The organism is Klenkia terrae, from assembly GCF_900491935.1.
GTDB classification, from domain to species: domain Bacteria; phylum Actinomycetota; class Actinomycetes; order Mycobacteriales; family Geodermatophilaceae; genus Klenkia; species Klenkia terrae.
The window spans coordinates 1,901,708-1,916,153 of sequence record NZ_UEXK01000004.1 but is presented as its reverse complement, the minus strand read 5'-3'; the positions used below and the strand labels follow the sequence as shown (position 1 = coordinate 1,916,153).

Sequence of the window (14,446 nt, the reverse complement as noted above, 5' to 3'; positions counted from 1 at the left end):
TTATCACCATCTTACTCATCCACATAGTCCCTCTGCTACTGCAACTTTATACGTGTCTCTCATCGCTGNCGGGCTGGGCGGCCGGGGCGGCGGGCTGGGGTGCCTGCAGCTGCTGCTCCCACGGACGGGCGCCCGGCGGCGGCTCCCAGGCCGGCTGCTGCGGGGCCTGCTGGTTGACCTGGTGCGACGGCACCTGCTGCTGCGGCGCCTGCTCCCAGGAGCGCTGCTGCTCCCAGGACGGCTGCTGCTCCCAGGAGGCCGGCTGGCCGACGGGCTGGTCGGCCGGTCGCCAGCTGGGCGCTGGCTGCTCGGCCGGCGCCTCGGTGCGGGGGCGCTCGGCCTCGGCGGCCTGCTGCCAGGACGGCGGCTGCTGCCAGGATGCGATGTGCTCCTGCGAGTGCTGCTCCCAGGAGCGCTCCTCGGCGGGCACGCTGGGCTGCTGGGCGGTCTGCTCCCACGACTCGGCGGCCGGGCCGCCGGGGGGTGGGGACAGCCGGATCTCCTGGGTGCCGCGCTCCTCGTCCGCGCCGGCCTGCGCGCCGTCGGTGGACCAGCTGTCCAGCGAGGCCTGCCAGCGGTCGCCGTCCGTCTTCCGGCGGGCCTCCTCCGACGGCGTCCCGGCCTCGGCGGCGGGATCGTCGGGGGTCGGGTCGGCTGGGCGGTCGGACACGGATGGGCCCCCATCGGGAGTCGGCGAGGTACCGGCCGGTGCCGGTCGGACGCGATCACGCTAGTGCAGCAGCGCGCGCCCGGCCTGCCCGATCACCCGGTCGGGGGCAGCGACACCAGGCCCTGCGCCACCGCGACCAGGTCCTCGCCGGACACGTGCGGCGGGTCGAAGACCGGCGCGTGCCGGCGCTCGGTGCGGGCCGACCACCCACCGGTCAGCCCGGCCCGCTGGGCGCCGTGCACGTCCCAGGCGTGGACGGCGACGAGCGCCAGGTCCGCCGGGACGACGTCGCACACCCCGGCGGCCCACAGGTAGACCTCGCGGGCCGGCTTCCAGGCCCGGATCGCCTCCGAGGACAGCGACCGCTCGACCAGGTGGGCCACCCCGCCGCGGGCGAGGCCGGCCTCGGCGATCCCGGGTGCGCCGTGGGTCAGCGTGACCAACCGGACCCCGGCGTCGGCCAGCAGCTCGAGGGCGGGGGCCACGTCGGGGTGCGGGGACGTGTCGGCGAACCGGTCGGCCACCGCGGACCGGTCGGCGGCGGACAGGTCGGTGAGCTGCACCAGCGCGGTGTCGAAGGCGTCGCGGAACCGGCACCAGCTGCCGGCGACGGTCCCGGCGAACCCGGTGCCCAGCGTCCGGGAGAACACCGCCGGGAAGAGCTCGGCGGACACCCCGCGGTCGACCAGCGCCTGCCGGACGGGGGACAGGTCCAGCAGCGTCTCGTTCACGTCGAAGGCGACCACCACGGGCCGCGTGCGGGTCACCGGTCCTCGTCGTCCCGGCGCCGCTCGGTCTCCAGCAGGCGGTCGGCCGCGCTGCGGTCGGGCTCGGCGTCGCCCTGGTGCAGGCGCTCGCGCACCCCGCGGACGACGAACCAGACGACGACGGCGACCACGGCGACGTAGATGACGTAGTCGAAGTACTGCAGGTAGTCGTTGACCACGTCGCCCAGGGCCACCCCGAGGCCGATCAGCAGCGAGTTCCAGATCAGCGAGCCCAGCGTCGTGTAGGCCAGGAACTGCGCCCACGGCATCTTGACCACCCCGGCCGGCACCGAGACGAAGCTGCGCACGATCGGCACCATGCGGCCGAAGAAGACGGCGGGGCGGTCGTGCCGCTCGAACCACTCGAAGGTCCGGTCCACGTCGGCGGTCTTCACCAGCGGCAGCCGGTCGAGGAACGCGTGCGACCGGCGGGGGCCCAGGGACCGGCCGACCTGGTAGAGCACCGCGGCGCCGAGCACCGAGCCCAGGGTGGCGAACAGGATGGTCGGGACCAGCGCCATCCGGCCGTCGTTGATCAGCACCCCGGCCGCGCTGAGCACGACCTCGCTGGGGATCGGCGGGACGACGGTCTCGATGAAGATGGTCAGCCCGACCCCGACCGGACCCAGGGTCTCGATCAGGTCGAGCAGGAAGCCGGTGATGCCACCCTGGTCGGACGAGGTCGCGGCGAGGACAGACATGCGCCCACGGTATCGGCGGCTAGCGTCCGGGGGCATGACGCAGCGATTCACCGCCCGGGCCGTCGTCGTCGGTGACCGGGCCGGCACCGTCGTCCCCGATGCCGTGCTGGACGTCGAGGACGGGCTGATCAGCTGGGTCGGCCCCGCGGCCGACGCGCCCCCCTCGGACGCCGAGGTGACCCGGCTGCCCGGTGTGCTGACCCCCGGGATGGTCAACACGCACTCGCACGCGCCGATGGTGCTGTTCCGCGGCCAGGGCGAGGGTCTGCCGCTGGACCGCTGGCTGCGCGAGGTCATGTGGCCGCGGGAGGCCCGGCTGACCCCGGAGGACATCGAGGTCGCCATGACCGCGGCCTCGGCGGAGATGCTGCGGCACGGGGTGACCACCAGCGTCGAGATGTACTTCCAGCCCGAGCGGATCGCGTCGGCGGTGCGGGCGACCGGTGCCCGCTCGATCGTCGCCAACCCGCTCATCGGGCTGCCCGGCTACGGCACCTTCGACGAGCAGCTGCAGACCGCGGTCGGGCTCGCGTCGTCCTCGGACGCGCAGGTGGAGTACGGGATCGGGCCGCACTCGGCCTACACGGTGCCGCTGCCGGTGCTGCGCGAGGCCGGCCTGGCCGCACGCGAGCACGGGCTGCTGCTGACCATCCACGTCGCCGAGACCGCGACCGAGGGCGCCGACCTGCTCACCGAGCACGGGCTGAGCGTGCCCTCGCTGCTGGCCTCGCACGACGTCCTCGGCGGGCGGGTGCTGGGCGACCACTGCGTGCACATGGACGACGCCGACCTCGAGCTGTGGCGGGAGTACGACGTCGCCGTGGCGCACTGCCCCGGGTCCAACGCGAAGCTGGCCAGCGGCACCGCACGGCTGCGGGACATGCTCGACCTGGGCATCCGGGTCGGGATGGGCACCGACGGTCCGGCGTCCAACGACAACCTGGACCTGTTCGAGGACCTACGGCTGGCCGCCCAGCTGGCCCGGCTCCGCGAGCGGGACGCCCTGGCGCTGACCGCACCGGAGGCGTTCTGGCTGGCCACCGGCGCCGCCGCGGACGCGGTCGACCGACCCGACCTGGGCCAGCTGGTCGTCGGCCGGCGGGCCGACCTGGTGCACCTGGACACCGACGACATCGCCTTCACCCCGGTCGGCGACATCACCGACCTGATCACCCACCTGGTGTGGTCGGTGGGCTCCCGGCACGTCCGGGACACCTGGGTGGCCGGCCGCCAGGTGGTCCGGGACGGCGTGTCCACCACCGTCGACGAGGCGGAGCTGCGCGCCCAGGTGCAGACCCGGGCCCTCCGGCTGGCCGCCGAGGCGCGCGGGTGAGGGGGCCGGCGCGGTCGCGGTGACCCGCGAACGTGTTCCGGCCGTGACCCAGGGGCAACCCGGGGGGACGAGGGTCGGCCCGGTCAGCCAGTGCCCCCGGAGGAGAACCCGTGACCGCCACGCAGCCCGTCGAGCTCACCGTCGTCGACACGACCACCGCGGCCTGGGAGCTCTTCCCGGTCCCGGCCATCGGGGCGGAGCTGGAGCACGTGCCCCTGGTCAGCGATCCCGAGACCGGGGTGACGGTGCTGAAGATGGTCTACCGCGCCGGGTTCACCAACCCCTGGCACACGCACCCGTGCGCGCACGGCGTCTACGTCCTGGAGGGCACCCTGCGGACCCACCAGGGCGACCACGGCGTCGGCAGCTTCGTCTGGTTCCCCGAGGGCGGGACCATGCAGCACGGGGCGACGGACGACGCCGACGTGACGTTCCTCTTCATCACCAACAAGGCCTTCGACATCGCCTTCGTGGATGACCACCAGCACTGATCACGGAGGGACCGGCCGCGCGCAGGAGGCCCGCGGTTGACTCAGGCGCGGAGGGAGACCGTCTGCCCCCGCGCCACGGTCCGGACGACGCCCGGGGCCCGCCGCCGCGCCACCTCGTGCACGAAGTTGCCCAGCGGGTCGCGGAAGACGCCGTAGTCGTCGTAGTGCACCGGCACGGTCACCCCCGGCCGCAGCAGGTGGACCAGGTCGGTGCCCTGGCGGGCGTCCATCGTGACCAGGAACGGGCCGATCTTGGTGCCGCCCAGGTGCGGCACCATCGCGTCCAGCGGTCCGCAGCGCTCGAGCACCTCGGCCAGCACCGGGCGGAGCAGGGTGTCCCCGCTGACGTAGCCCCGCCAGCGCACCTCGCCGTCCCGGACCAGCTCCAGCACGCTGCCCATCACCTGCGGCAGCAGCCGGGCGAGCGGGCCGGGGCCGTGCACGCCGGGCACCGAGGTCACCCGCAGCACCGCTCCGTCCCGGTCGAGGGAGGTGGTCTGCCAGGGCCGGAGGTCCTCGGTCGAGGTGAACCCGCGGTCGGCCAGGCACCGGGCCGCCTCCGGGGTGGTCACCACGCGGAGGTCCTTCGCCAGCTCCGCGGTGGCTATGCGGTCCCAGTGGTCGCCGTGCATGTGGGACAGCAGCACCCCGTCGAGCTCGGGCAGGTCGGCCGGCGTGATCGCCGGGTCGGTGAGCCGTCGGCTGCGCAGGCCGTACCCGAGGTGCGCCCACTGGCCGCGGTGCAGGAAGTTCGGGTCGGTGAGCAGGGTGAACGGGCCCAGCCGCAGCAGCGTGGTGGCGGTCCCGCCGAAGGTCAGGGAGACGTCGTCGTCAGGCATCGCCCTGCTCTACCCCGGTCGGCGGGGTGGGAGTCACCGGTCCGCGACCAGCTCCGGCAACCGGGCGACCAGGCCGGCGCAGGCCCCCTCGACCTGCGCGTACACGGTGGCGAAGCCCTCGGGCCCGCCGCCGTAGGGGTCCGGGACGGACTGGCCCGGGTCGCCGTCGGGGTCGAGGTCGCGCAGCAGCACGACCCGGGGACGACGCCGGTCGCCGACCATCTCCTCCAGGTCGGCCTGGTTCGACCGGTCCATGGCCACCAGCAGGTCGAACTCGCCGACCCGGTCGGGCGTCATCTGCTGCGCGACGTGCTGCGTCGGGTCCAGGCCGTGCTCGGCGAGGACGGCGGCCGACCCCGGGTCCATCGGGCCGCCGACGTGCCACGGGCCGGTGCCGGCCGAGCTGACGACGACACCGTCGAGCCCGTCCGCCGCGACCATCTCCCGCAGCACCACCTCGGCGATCGGGGAGCGGCAGATGTTGCCCAGGCAGACCATCGCGATGCGGTACGGGTCCTCAGCAGTGCTCACGAACTCGAGTGTTCCTGTCGGCCCCGGCTGGTAGACAGGACCTGTGTCACAACCCCGTTCCGTGGACGACTCGTTCCTGGCCCTCCCGCTGTCCGCGCTCACCGACGCCGCCCTCACCCGCGCCGTCGACCTGGGCTGCGAGCACGCCGACATCCGGGTCGAGCGCATCCGCACCCAGACCATCCGGCTGCGCGACGCGCGGGTCGAGGCCGCCGCCGACGGCGAGGACCTGGGCCTGGCCGTCCGCGTGGTGCACGAGGGCACCTGGGGCTTCGCCGCCGGCGTGGTGCTGACCGCCGCCGAGGCCGTCCGGCTGGCCGAGGAGGCCGTGCTGGTCGCGCAGGTGTCCGCGGCGGTGAACACCGACCGGGTGGAGCTGGCCCCCGAGCCGGTGTACCCCGACGCCGAGTGGGTCTCGGCCTACGAGGTGGACCCGTTCGCCGTCCCCGAGGCGGAGAAGACCGGGCTGATGGTCGAGCTGTCCGAGCGGCTGCTGGCCGCCGACGGCGTGGAGCACGTGCAGTCCGACGTCATGCACGTCAAGGAGCAGAAGTACTACGCCGACACCGCCGGCACCCGCACCCGCCAGCAGCGGGTCCGCATCCACCCGACGTTCACCGCGCTGACCGTCGACCGGGCCACCGGCGCCTTCGAGTCGATGCGCACGCTGGCCCCGCCGGCCGGCCGCGGCTGGGAGTACCTGACCGGTGACACCTGGGACTGGCGCGGCGAGATCGCCGAGATGCCCGAGCTGCTCCGGGAGAAGACCAAGGCGCCCAGCGTCGAGCCGGGCCGGTACGACCTGGTGGTCGACCCGTCCAACCTGTTCCTCACCATCCACGAGTCGATCGGGCACGCCACCGAGCTCGACCGCGCGCTGGGCTACGAGGCCGCCTACGCCGGGACGTCGTTCGCCACCGTCGACAAGCTGGGCAGCCTGCAGTACGGCTCTTCGCTGATGAACGTCACGGGTGACCGCACCGCCGAGCACGGCCTGTCCACCGTCGGCTTCGACGACGAGGGCGTCGCCGGCCAGCAGTGGGACATCGTCAAGGACGGCGTGCTGGTCGGCTACCAGGTCGACCGCAACATGGCCCGGCTGCGCGACATGGGCCGCAGCAACGGCTGCGCCTTCGCCGACAGCGCCGCGCACGTGCCGGTGCAGCGGATGGCCAACGTCTCCCTGCAGCCCGCACCCGACGGGCCGAGCACCGAGGAGATCATCGCCGGGGTCGACCGCGGCATCTACGTCGTCGGCGACAAGAGCTGGTCGATCGACATGCAGCGGTACAACTTCCAGTTCACCGGCCAGCGCTTCTACAAGATCGAGGGCGGTCAGCTGGCCGGCCAGCTCAAGGACGTCGCCTACCAGGCGACCACCACCGACTTCTGGGGCTCGATGACCAGGGTCGGCGGCCCGCAGACCTACGTGCTCGGCGGCGCCTTCAACTGCGGCAAGGCCCAACCCGGGCAGGTGGCGCCGGTCAGCCACGGCTGCCCCAGTGCCCTCTTCGAGGGCACGACCATCCTCAACACGGTGCAGGAGGGCGGGCAGTGACCGCCATGACGGGCCAGCAGATCGTGGAGGCCGCCCTGGCCGCCAGCACGGTCGACGGGCAGATCACCTACGTCGTCGACAGCTCCGAGGCCAACCTCCGCTGGGCGAGCAACAGCCTGACCACGAACGGGGCGATGCGCTCCCGCCAGGTCGTCGTCATCTCCCTCGTCGACGGCGGCGCCGGCATGGCCGCGGGCACGGTCGCCCGCACCGGCACCCCGGACATCGCCGCGCTGGTCGCCGCCAGCGAGCAGGCCGCCCGCGACGCCGGCCCGGCCGAGGCCGCGGTCCCGCTGATCAGCCCGGGCGCCCCGATGGCCCCCACGGCCGCCGGCGACTGGGACGCCGAGCCCGCCACCACGTCGATCGAGGTGTTCCGCGAGGTCGCCCCGGCGCTGGGCCAGGCCTTCGGCGAGGCCGGCGGCCGCGACGAGCTGCTGTTCGGGTTCGCCGAGCACCAGCTGTCCACCACCTACCTGGGCACCTCCACCGGCCTGCGGCTGCGGCACGACCAGCCCACCGGCCGGGTCGAGCTCAACGGCAAGAGTCGGGACTTCGGCCGCTCGGTCTGGGCCGGGGTCGGCACCCGCGACTTCACCGACGTCTCGATCGAGGCGCTGGCCGCCGACGTGCAGCGCAAGATGGCCTGGTCGCAGCGCCGGGTCGACCTACCGGCCGGCCGGTACGAGACGCTGCTCCCGCCCTCGGCGGTCAGCGACCTGATGATCTACGCCTACTGGACGATGGAGGCACGGGACGCCGACGAGGGCCGCAACGTCTACGCCAAGCCCGGCGGCGGCAACCGGATCGGCGAGCGGATCTGCGGCCTGCCGCTGACCCTGCGCAGCGACCCCGCCGAGCCGGGGCTGGAGTGCGCCCCGTTCCAGGTGGTCGGCGGCTCGTCGGGCTCCTCGTCGGTGTTCGACAACGGGATGACCACCCCGGCGATCGACTGGATCTCCGGCGGCACGCTGACCAACCTGATCCGGCCGCGGGCCTGGGCGCTGCAGCAGACCGCGCCGCCCACCGCGGCGCTGGACAACTTGGTGCTGGAGGACCCGCAGGCCACCGCGTCGACCGAGGAGATGATCGCGAGCACCGAGCGCGGGCTGCTGCTCACCACGCTCTGGTACATCCGCGAGGTCGACCCGCAGAGCCTGCTGCTCACCGGGCTCACCCGCGACGGCGTCTTCCTCGTCGAGGACGGCGAGGTGACCGGCGCGGTGAACAACTTCCGGTTCAACGAGTCCCCGGTCTCGCTGCTGGGCCGGGCCACCCAGGCCTCGCGCACCGAGCGGACCCTGCCCCGGGAGTGGAACGACTGGTTCACCCGGGCGGCCATGCCGATGCTCCGCGTCCCGGACTTCAACATGAGCTCGGTCTCCCCGGCCAGCTGACCGGTCCCGTGCGCCTGCACGGCCCGGTACCCTCGTGCCGGGCCGTGACTGGCGCACAGGTGGGACACCACCGGGGAGCGGTCCCGACGGACCGCCGCGCGCCTGGGCACCCAGCGATCCCCGGAGGAGCCCCGATGACCAGCACACCGTCGCCCGAGAGCACCGCCTTCCGCAGCGCACTCGAGGTGATCGGCGCGGTGGAACCCGCCGTCGCCGCCGCCATCGGCCAGGAGCTGGCCGACCAGCGCGACAGCCTGAAGCTGATCGCCAGCGAGAACTACGCCTCCCCGGCGACCTTGCTGGCGATGGGCAACTGGTTCAGCGACAAGTACGCCGAGGGCACCCCCGGCCGCCGCTTCTACGCCGCCTGCCAGAACGTCGACACCGTCGAGCGGCTGGCCGCCGAGCACGCCCGCGAGCTGTTCGGCGCGGAGTACGCCTACCCGCAGCCGCACTCGGGCATCGACGCCAACCTGGTCGCGTTCTGGTCGATCCTGGCCCACCGGGTCGAGACCCCGGCGCTGGCCGAGGCCGGCGTGAAGAACGTCGACGCGCTCACCGACGCCGACTGGGCCAACCTGCGCCGGGCGCTGGGCGACCAGCGGATGCTCGGCATGAGCCTGGACGCCGGTGGCCACCTCACCCACGGCTTCCGCCCCAACATCAGCGGCAAGATGTTCGAGCAGGCCAGCTACGGGACCGACCCCGAGACCGGCCTCATCGACTACGCCGCGCTGCGCAAGCAGGCCAACGAGTTCCGCCCGCTGATCCTGGTCGCCGGCTACTCCGCCTACCCGCGCCGCGTCGACTTCGCCGCCATGCGCGACATCGCCGACGAGGTCGGCGCCACGCTCATGGTCGACATGGCCCACTTCGCCGGGCTGGTCGCCGGCAAGGTCTTCACCGGCGACGAGAACCCGATCCCGTTCGCGCACGTGGTCACCACCACCACGCACAAGTCCCTCCGCGGCCCCCGCGGCGGCATGGTGCTGGCCACCGAGGAGTACGCCCCCTCGATCGACCGCGGCTGCCCGCTGGTGCTCGGCGGCCCGCTGGCCAACGTCATGGCCGCCAAGGCCGTCGCGTTCGCCGAGGCCCGTCGTCCCGAGTTCGCCGACTACGCCCAGCGGATCGTGGACAACTCCCGCGCGCTGGCCGAGTCGCTGCTGCGCCGCGGCATCACCCTGGTCACCGGCGGCACCGACAACCACCTGGTGCTGGCCGACGTCTCCGCGACCGGGCTGACCGGTCGGCAGGCGGAGTCCGCGCTGCTGGAGTCCGGGCTGGTCACCAACCGCAACGCCGTCCCGGGTGACCCGAACGGCCCCTGGTACACCTCCGGCATCCGGCTGGGCACCCCCGCGCTCACCACCCGCGGGCTGGGGACGGCGGAGCTGGCCGAGGTCGGCGACCTGATGGCCGACGTGCTGGCCGCGACCTCCGCGGTGGGCGAGTCCAAGGTCAAGTACACGATCGAGGACGGCGTCGCCGAGCGCGTGCACGCCCGGGCCAGCGAGATCGTCGGCGCCCACCCGCTCTACCCCGGCGTCGACCTGAGCTGACCCCACCCCGGACAACGATCATGGGGTTGTCGCCACCCGGCACGCCGCCTGTGCGTGTCGAGCGGGCAACAACCCCATGATCGTTTGCGGGTCCTGCGGTGTCCGGTCCGCCGTCCGGGTTCACGGGACGGCGGACCGGACACCGGTCAGACGGTCGTGCGCCGGCGACCGGCCAGGGCGAGCCCCATGCCGCCGGCCAGGGCCAGCAGGCCCAGGCCGAGGGCGTCGGTGACGTCGGCACCGGTGTAGGCCAGCGTCGCCGCGGATGAGTGCGAAGCACTCACCGAGGTGCCCTGGCTGGTCGAACCCGAGGTGCCGTGGCTGCCCGAACCCGAGGCGACCGGCGTGACGTGCTCCGCCGGGGCCGGGGCCGGGGCGACCGGCTGGACCGGGGACGGGGTCTCCGGCTGCACCGGGGCGGTCGGCTCCTCGCTGGGGCAGTCACCGGCCGCGTGGACCGCGCAGCCACCGTCGGCAGAGGTGTTGCCGCTGGCGGAGGTGGTGTTGGTGGCCGAGCCGCCGTTGCCGCCGGTGCTGGTGTTGGTGGCGGCGCCGGTGGTGGTCACGGGGTTGCAGTTGTCGTTGCTCTTGTAGTTCCAGCAGTGGACGGTGACCGAGGCGCCGCTGTAGGCGATGCCGTAGTTGCCTCCGTCGCCGCCCCGGACGTTGCCGCTGTTGTCGGCGTCGTTGCCCTCGGCGTAGCCGCCGTTGGCCCGGGTCGGTGCGTCGACGACGGTCTCGGCGGACGAGCTGCCGAAGCCGACGGCCTCGGAGCTGGCCGTCACGTCGCCGCCCATGGCCCGGCCGCCGTCGGCGGAGGTGGTGCCGCTGGCGGAGGTGGTGTTGGTGGCCGCGCCGCCGTTGCCGCCGGTGCTGGTGTTGGTTGCGGCGCCGGTGGTGGTCACGGGGTTGCAGTTGTTGTTGCTCTTGTAGTTGAAGCAGTAGACGGTCACCTCGACGCCGCTGGTGGCGATGCCGTAGTTGCCTCCGTCCCCGCCCCGGACGTTGCCGCTGTTGGTGGCCCAGTTGCCCTCGGCGTAGCCGCCGTTGGCCTGCGTCGGGGCGTTGACCAGCGTGCCGGCGCCGTTGCTGCCGAAGCCGACGGCCTCGGAGCTGACCGTCACGTCGCCGCCCATGGCCCGGCCGCCGTCGGCGGAGGTGTCGCCGCTGGCGGAGGTGTGGTTGGTGGCCGCCCCGCCGTTGCCGCCGGTGCTGGTGTTGGTGGCGGCGCCCGTGGTGGTCACCGGGTTGCAGTTGTCGTCGCTCTTGTAGTTGAAGCAGAAGACGACGACCGTCGCGCTGCTGTCGGCGACGCCGTAGTTGGCGCCGGTCCCACCGACGACGTTGCCGCTGTTGTCGGCCCAGTTCCCGTACGCCTCCCCGCCCATGGCGCGGGTGGGGTTGTTGATAGCGGTCACCGCACCGGTGCCCGACCCGACCGACTCGCTGGACCCGGTGGTGGACCCCCCGGTCGCCGTGCCCCCGTCGGCCGAGGTGGTGCCGCTGGCGGAGGTGGTGTTGGTGGCCGCGCCGCCGTTGCCGCCGGTGCTGGTGTTGGTGGCCGGGCCGGTCATGGTCACCGGGCTGCAGTTGTTGGTGCTCTTGTAGTTGAAGCACACCACGTAGACGACGGCGCTGGTGGTGGCCTGACCGCTGTTGTAGCCGTCCCCGCCCACCACGTTGCCGGAGTTCGAGGCCTCGTTGCCGACCGCGACCCCGCCGTTGGCCCGGGTCGGTGCCGTCGCCAGCGTCTCGGCGAAGAGGCTGTCGTACCAGCCCACCCCGTCCCAGTCGGGGTAGCCGTAGCCCCGCAGCCAGGCCAGGAAGTCACCGAAGTCGACGGCCTCCGAAGTGGCGTCGCCGTCCCCGCCGCTGGCGGTGCCGCCGTCCGCGGAGGTGTTCCCCGTGGCGGTGGGGGGGTTGGGGGCCGCGCCGCCGGTGCCGCCGGTGCTGGTTTTGGTGGCGGCGCCGGTGGTGGTCATCGGGTTGCAGTTGTCGTCGCTGTGGAGGTTCTCGCAGCCGACACCGACCCCCGCACCGCTGGACGCCTCGCCGGAGTTCCCGCCGTCCCCGCCCCGGACGTTGCCGCTGTTGGTGGCCACGTTGCCCTCGGCGTAGCCGCCGTTCGCCGACGTCGGTGCGTGCACCGAGGTGTCGGCGCCGCTGGAGCCGGAGCTGGAGCCGGAGCTGGAGCTGGAGCTGGCGACCGACGGGGTGCCGCCCCCGCCGCCGCCCCCGCTGCCCACGGCCTCCGCGGAGGCCTGGACGGCGGGTGAGGTGGCGGTGCCGCCGTCGGCGGAGGTGTCCCCGGTGGCCGTGGTGCTGTTGGTGGCCGCGCCGCCGTCGCCGCCGGTGCTGGTGTTCGTCGCTGCCCCGGTCGTCGTGGTCGGCGAACCGTTGCCGTCGCTGCGGTGGTCGTCCTGGCCGACCGCGACGGTGGCACCGCTGGAGGCCGACCCGCTGTTCGAGCCGTCACCGCCCGACACGTTGCCGTCGTTGGTCGCGGTGTTGCCGACGGCCTCGCCGCCGTTGCTCTGGGTGGGGGTGTCGGTGGTGGTGACCGCCGAGCCCTCGTCGGCGGTGCTGGTGGCGGCGACCTCGTCGGCCGAGGCGACCGCTTGCCCGAGGAGCCAGACACCCCCGGCCATGGTGGCGACGGCGAAGCCGTTGCGCACGGATCGATTCATGTCAGGTGTTCCTTGTCGCTGGTGTGCGTCGTTGCGCACGAGCTGGTGGTGCGGGAGGGGTGGTGCAGAGGTGGTGCGGTCGAGCCCCCGTCTGGACTGCTGACCCGTGGTGCCGGAGGCCGAGGTCTGCTCGGCTGGTGCGGGGCTGCTGCGCGGTGGACCAGGCTGGCCAGGCCGTGGAGGTCGCCCGTCGTGGTGTGCCCCCCGTGGGCACACCGGGGACGGGGCGGCTCGCGCGGCGGCGGTGCCTAGTCGGGGCGGGAGCCCGGGTCGCCGACGAGGTCGGCGACGGGTGCCACGGCGGCGAGGGTGCGCGCGGTGGCCGCCCCGGCCGCGAGGGCGGGGACGTCGGCGGCGAGCACCGCGGTGGCGGTGCCCGGGCCGGTGGCGGTCTGGCCGTTGGCCGCACCGCCGGAGGGTGCGCAGGGCGCCGCGACGGCGACCGGTGCGTCGGGGATGCCGGTCGCCGGCAGCGGCGCCGGTCCGGTCGGGGCCGGTCGCCCGGCGGCGTCGACGGAGACCGGGGCCGGTGAGCTGGATCCGGCCGGGGCGATGACGGCGTACTCGGTGAGGGCGGTGGACGTCCGGCCGGGTGCGGTGGCGGCGGAGCGCGGGGAGCCGGCCACGGCCTCGGGCTCCGGCGTGCAGAGCGGCCCGGTGACCGCGGCGGTCGGCCCGGACGGGGCGACGGCGGCGCCCGCGGTCCCGGTCGCCGGGTCGGTCACCGTGGCCCCGGTCGACTCCGACGTCGCAGCGGGTGCGGTGGCCGTGGCGTCCGCGGCCGAGGCGGGAGCCGGCGCGGGCTCCGGGGGGTGCGGCGGCGCGGGGGGCGTCGGGGGGGGGGGGGGGGGGGTGGATGAGGTGCCGCCGGTCGGCGTAGCGGCAGCCGGCGACGGGCTCGGCGGGGGGCTCGTCGGGTGCCCGCCACAGCTGCGGCTGCTCACTGGCTACCGCTCGGGCGCCACCCGGCTGACCGAGCCCACCATCCCGCAGCTGTGGCGNGCACGCATCGCTCAACGACTGCTGGCCCTGACCGCCGCGATCTGGCACAACCGCGCCACCGGCCAACCAGTCACAAGATCACTGATCGCCTACGACCACTGATCCAATCGGACTTACTCATCTAGGGACCACCGCAAGCACCGCGCCACGGTTCCGGTACCGAAGCGCCCCAACACGGCGTGTCGCGGCGCCGTGATGTACGGACCGTTCCGTCGCGATCACGCAACGTGCACCCGCTAGGGTTGTGTGTGACGCATGACACCACCGGTGGTATCACTCGCCGGCAGGTGCGTGCTCTGTCAGGAGCGAACCCATGGCGATGACGCTGCGGTTGACGCCGGGCCAGGTGGAGGCCCTGCGGAGGCAGGCGCGGGTGGAGCACGCCTCCATGCAGGAGGTCGCCAAGCGCGCGCTGGAGGAGTACCTGGCCGCCCATGCCCGGCGGACGCCGCTGGACGTGGTGCTCGACGTCGAGCTCGACCGCTACGCCGCGGCGATCGAGGAGCTGTCCCGGTGGACGGACTGACCCTCGACGCGCTGCTGCAGGTGGCCGTCCGGGTCGTGGGGCCCGACGTCGTCGTCCGCGACCCCGGCCTGCTGGTGGGTGCCCTTGCCCGGGTCGACGCGGTGGCCGACGGGGTGGAGGTGTACCCGACGCCGGCGGAGAAGGGCGCGGCGCTGCTGCACTCCCTGGCCGCGGGTGCACCGCTGGCCGGCGGCAACCGGCCCTTCGCCCTGGCGGCCTGCCTCGCGCTCATGGGCCTGCTGGACGAGCCCGCCGGCATCGGTCCCGAAGCCGCGGTCGACCTGGTGACGGCCATCGTCACCGGTCGGGTGGACGACGTGGCGGACATCGCCGCAGCGCTGCGCGGCACCCGCCAGGTGGACGACCGCCACCGACGGTGACC

General features: G+C 73.9%; 13 protein-coding genes, 1 pseudogene and 1 riboswitch. Of the genes and pseudogenes, 8 read left to right on the top strand and 6 right to left on the bottom strand.

Annotation, left to right across the window (positions count from 1 at the left end; all coding sequences use genetic code 11):
• Window positions 1-762 precede the first annotated feature (762 nt).
• The gene (locus LFA75_RS09870) at window positions 763-1,437 is read right to left on the bottom strand and encodes an HAD family hydrolase (protein WP_225233471.1); all 675 of its coding nucleotides are present in this window, start codon (window positions 1,435-1,437) and stop codon (window positions 763-765) included.
• Window positions 1,434-2,138 carry a DedA family protein gene (locus tag LFA75_RS09865; protein WP_225233470.1) on the bottom strand — a complete coding sequence of 235 codons (705 nt, stop codon included), beginning with the start codon at window positions 2,136-2,138 and terminating at the stop codon, window positions 1,434-1,436. Before LFA75_RS09865 ends, LFA75_RS09870 begins: the two co-directional genes overlap by 4 nt.
• 34 nt (window positions 2,139-2,172) lie before the next feature.
• On the opposite strand from LFA75_RS09865, the gene LFA75_RS09860 reads away from it, so the two are divergent.
• The gene (locus LFA75_RS09860) at window positions 2,173-3,471 is read left to right on the top strand and encodes an amidohydrolase family protein (protein ID WP_225233469.1); all 1,299 of its coding nucleotides are present in this window, start codon (window positions 2,173-2,175) and stop codon (window positions 3,469-3,471) included.
• A 110-nt stretch (window positions 3,472-3,581) separates the two neighbouring features.
• Window positions 3,582-3,962: a cupin domain-containing protein gene (locus tag LFA75_RS09855; RefSeq protein WP_225233468.1), complete on the top strand. Its 381-nt coding sequence runs from the start codon at window positions 3,582-3,584 to the stop codon at window positions 3,960-3,962.
• A 41-nt stretch (window positions 3,963-4,003) separates the two neighbouring features.
• On the opposite strand, the gene LFA75_RS09850 is transcribed toward LFA75_RS09855, so the two are convergent.
• Both LFA75_RS09850 and LFA75_RS09845 read right to left on the bottom strand, forming a co-directional pair.
• Complete coding sequence (locus LFA75_RS09850; protein ID WP_225233467.1) at window positions 4,004-4,801, bottom strand: MBL fold metallo-hydrolase; 798 nt, start codon at window positions 4,799-4,801, stop codon at window positions 4,004-4,006.
• Between the two features lie 33 nt (window positions 4,802-4,834).
• Window positions 4,835-5,332 carry a low molecular weight protein-tyrosine-phosphatase gene (locus LFA75_RS09845; protein WP_225233466.1) on the bottom strand — a complete coding sequence of 166 codons (498 nt, stop codon included), beginning with the start codon at window positions 5,330-5,332 and terminating at the stop codon, window positions 4,835-4,837.
• A 61-nt stretch (window positions 5,333-5,393) separates the two neighbouring features.
• Here LFA75_RS09845 and LFA75_RS09840 point away from each other — a divergent pair, with 61 nt between their 5' ends.
• The 3 genes from LFA75_RS09840 (at window position 5,394) to LFA75_RS09830 (ending at window position 9,849) form a co-directional block, all read left to right on the top strand.
• Complete coding sequence (locus tag LFA75_RS09840) at window positions 5,394-6,890, top strand: TldD/PmbA family protein (RefSeq protein ID WP_225233465.1); 1,497 nt, start codon at window positions 5,394-5,396, stop codon at window positions 6,888-6,890.
• Between the two features lie 5 nt (window positions 6,891-6,895).
• Window positions 6,896-8,287 (top strand): metallopeptidase TldD-related protein, encoded by a 1,392-nt coding sequence (locus LFA75_RS09835; RefSeq protein ID WP_225236037.1) that lies wholly within the window; start codon window positions 6,896-6,898, stop codon window positions 8,285-8,287.
• 34 nt (window positions 8,288-8,321) lie between these two features.
• Window positions 8,322-8,402, top strand: a riboswitch (ZMP/ZTP riboswitch).
• A gap of 19 nt (window positions 8,403-8,421) precedes the next feature.
• Window positions 8,422-9,849: a glycine hydroxymethyltransferase gene (locus LFA75_RS09830; protein ID WP_225233464.1), complete on the top strand. Its 1,428-nt coding sequence runs from the start codon at window positions 8,422-8,424 to the stop codon at window positions 9,847-9,849.
• Between the two features lie 146 nt (window positions 9,850-9,995).
• Here the strand turns inward: LFA75_RS09830 and LFA75_RS09825 are convergent, their stop codons facing one another.
• Complete coding sequence (locus LFA75_RS09825) at window positions 9,996-12,536, bottom strand: beta strand repeat-containing protein (RefSeq protein ID WP_225233463.1); 2,541 nt, start codon at window positions 12,534-12,536, stop codon at window positions 9,996-9,998.
• 248 nt (window positions 12,537-12,784) lie between these two features.
• Window positions 12,785-13,261: a hypothetical protein gene (locus tag LFA75_RS09820; RefSeq protein ID WP_225233462.1), complete on the bottom strand. Its 477-nt coding sequence runs from the start codon at window positions 13,259-13,261 to the stop codon at window positions 12,785-12,787.
• Window positions 13,262-13,538: 277 nt separating this feature from the next.
• Here LFA75_RS09820 and LFA75_RS24080 point away from each other — a divergent pair.
• The 3 genes and pseudogenes from LFA75_RS24080 to LFA75_RS09810 all read left to right on the top strand — a co-directional run.
• A pseudogene (locus LFA75_RS24080) lies at window positions 13,539-13,640 on the top strand (IS982 family transposase); the annotation flags it as partial.
• Between the two features lie 211 nt (window positions 13,641-13,851).
• Complete coding sequence (locus LFA75_RS09815; protein WP_225233461.1) at window positions 13,852-14,064, top strand: hypothetical protein; 213 nt, start codon at window positions 13,852-13,854, stop codon at window positions 14,062-14,064.
• Window positions 14,052-14,444, top strand: coding sequence for a type II toxin-antitoxin system death-on-curing family toxin (locus tag LFA75_RS09810; RefSeq protein WP_225233460.1), 393 nt, complete (start codon window positions 14,052-14,054; stop codon window positions 14,442-14,444). Before LFA75_RS09815 ends, LFA75_RS09810 begins: the two co-directional genes overlap by 13 nt.
• Window positions 14,445-14,446: the final 2 nt, after the last annotated feature.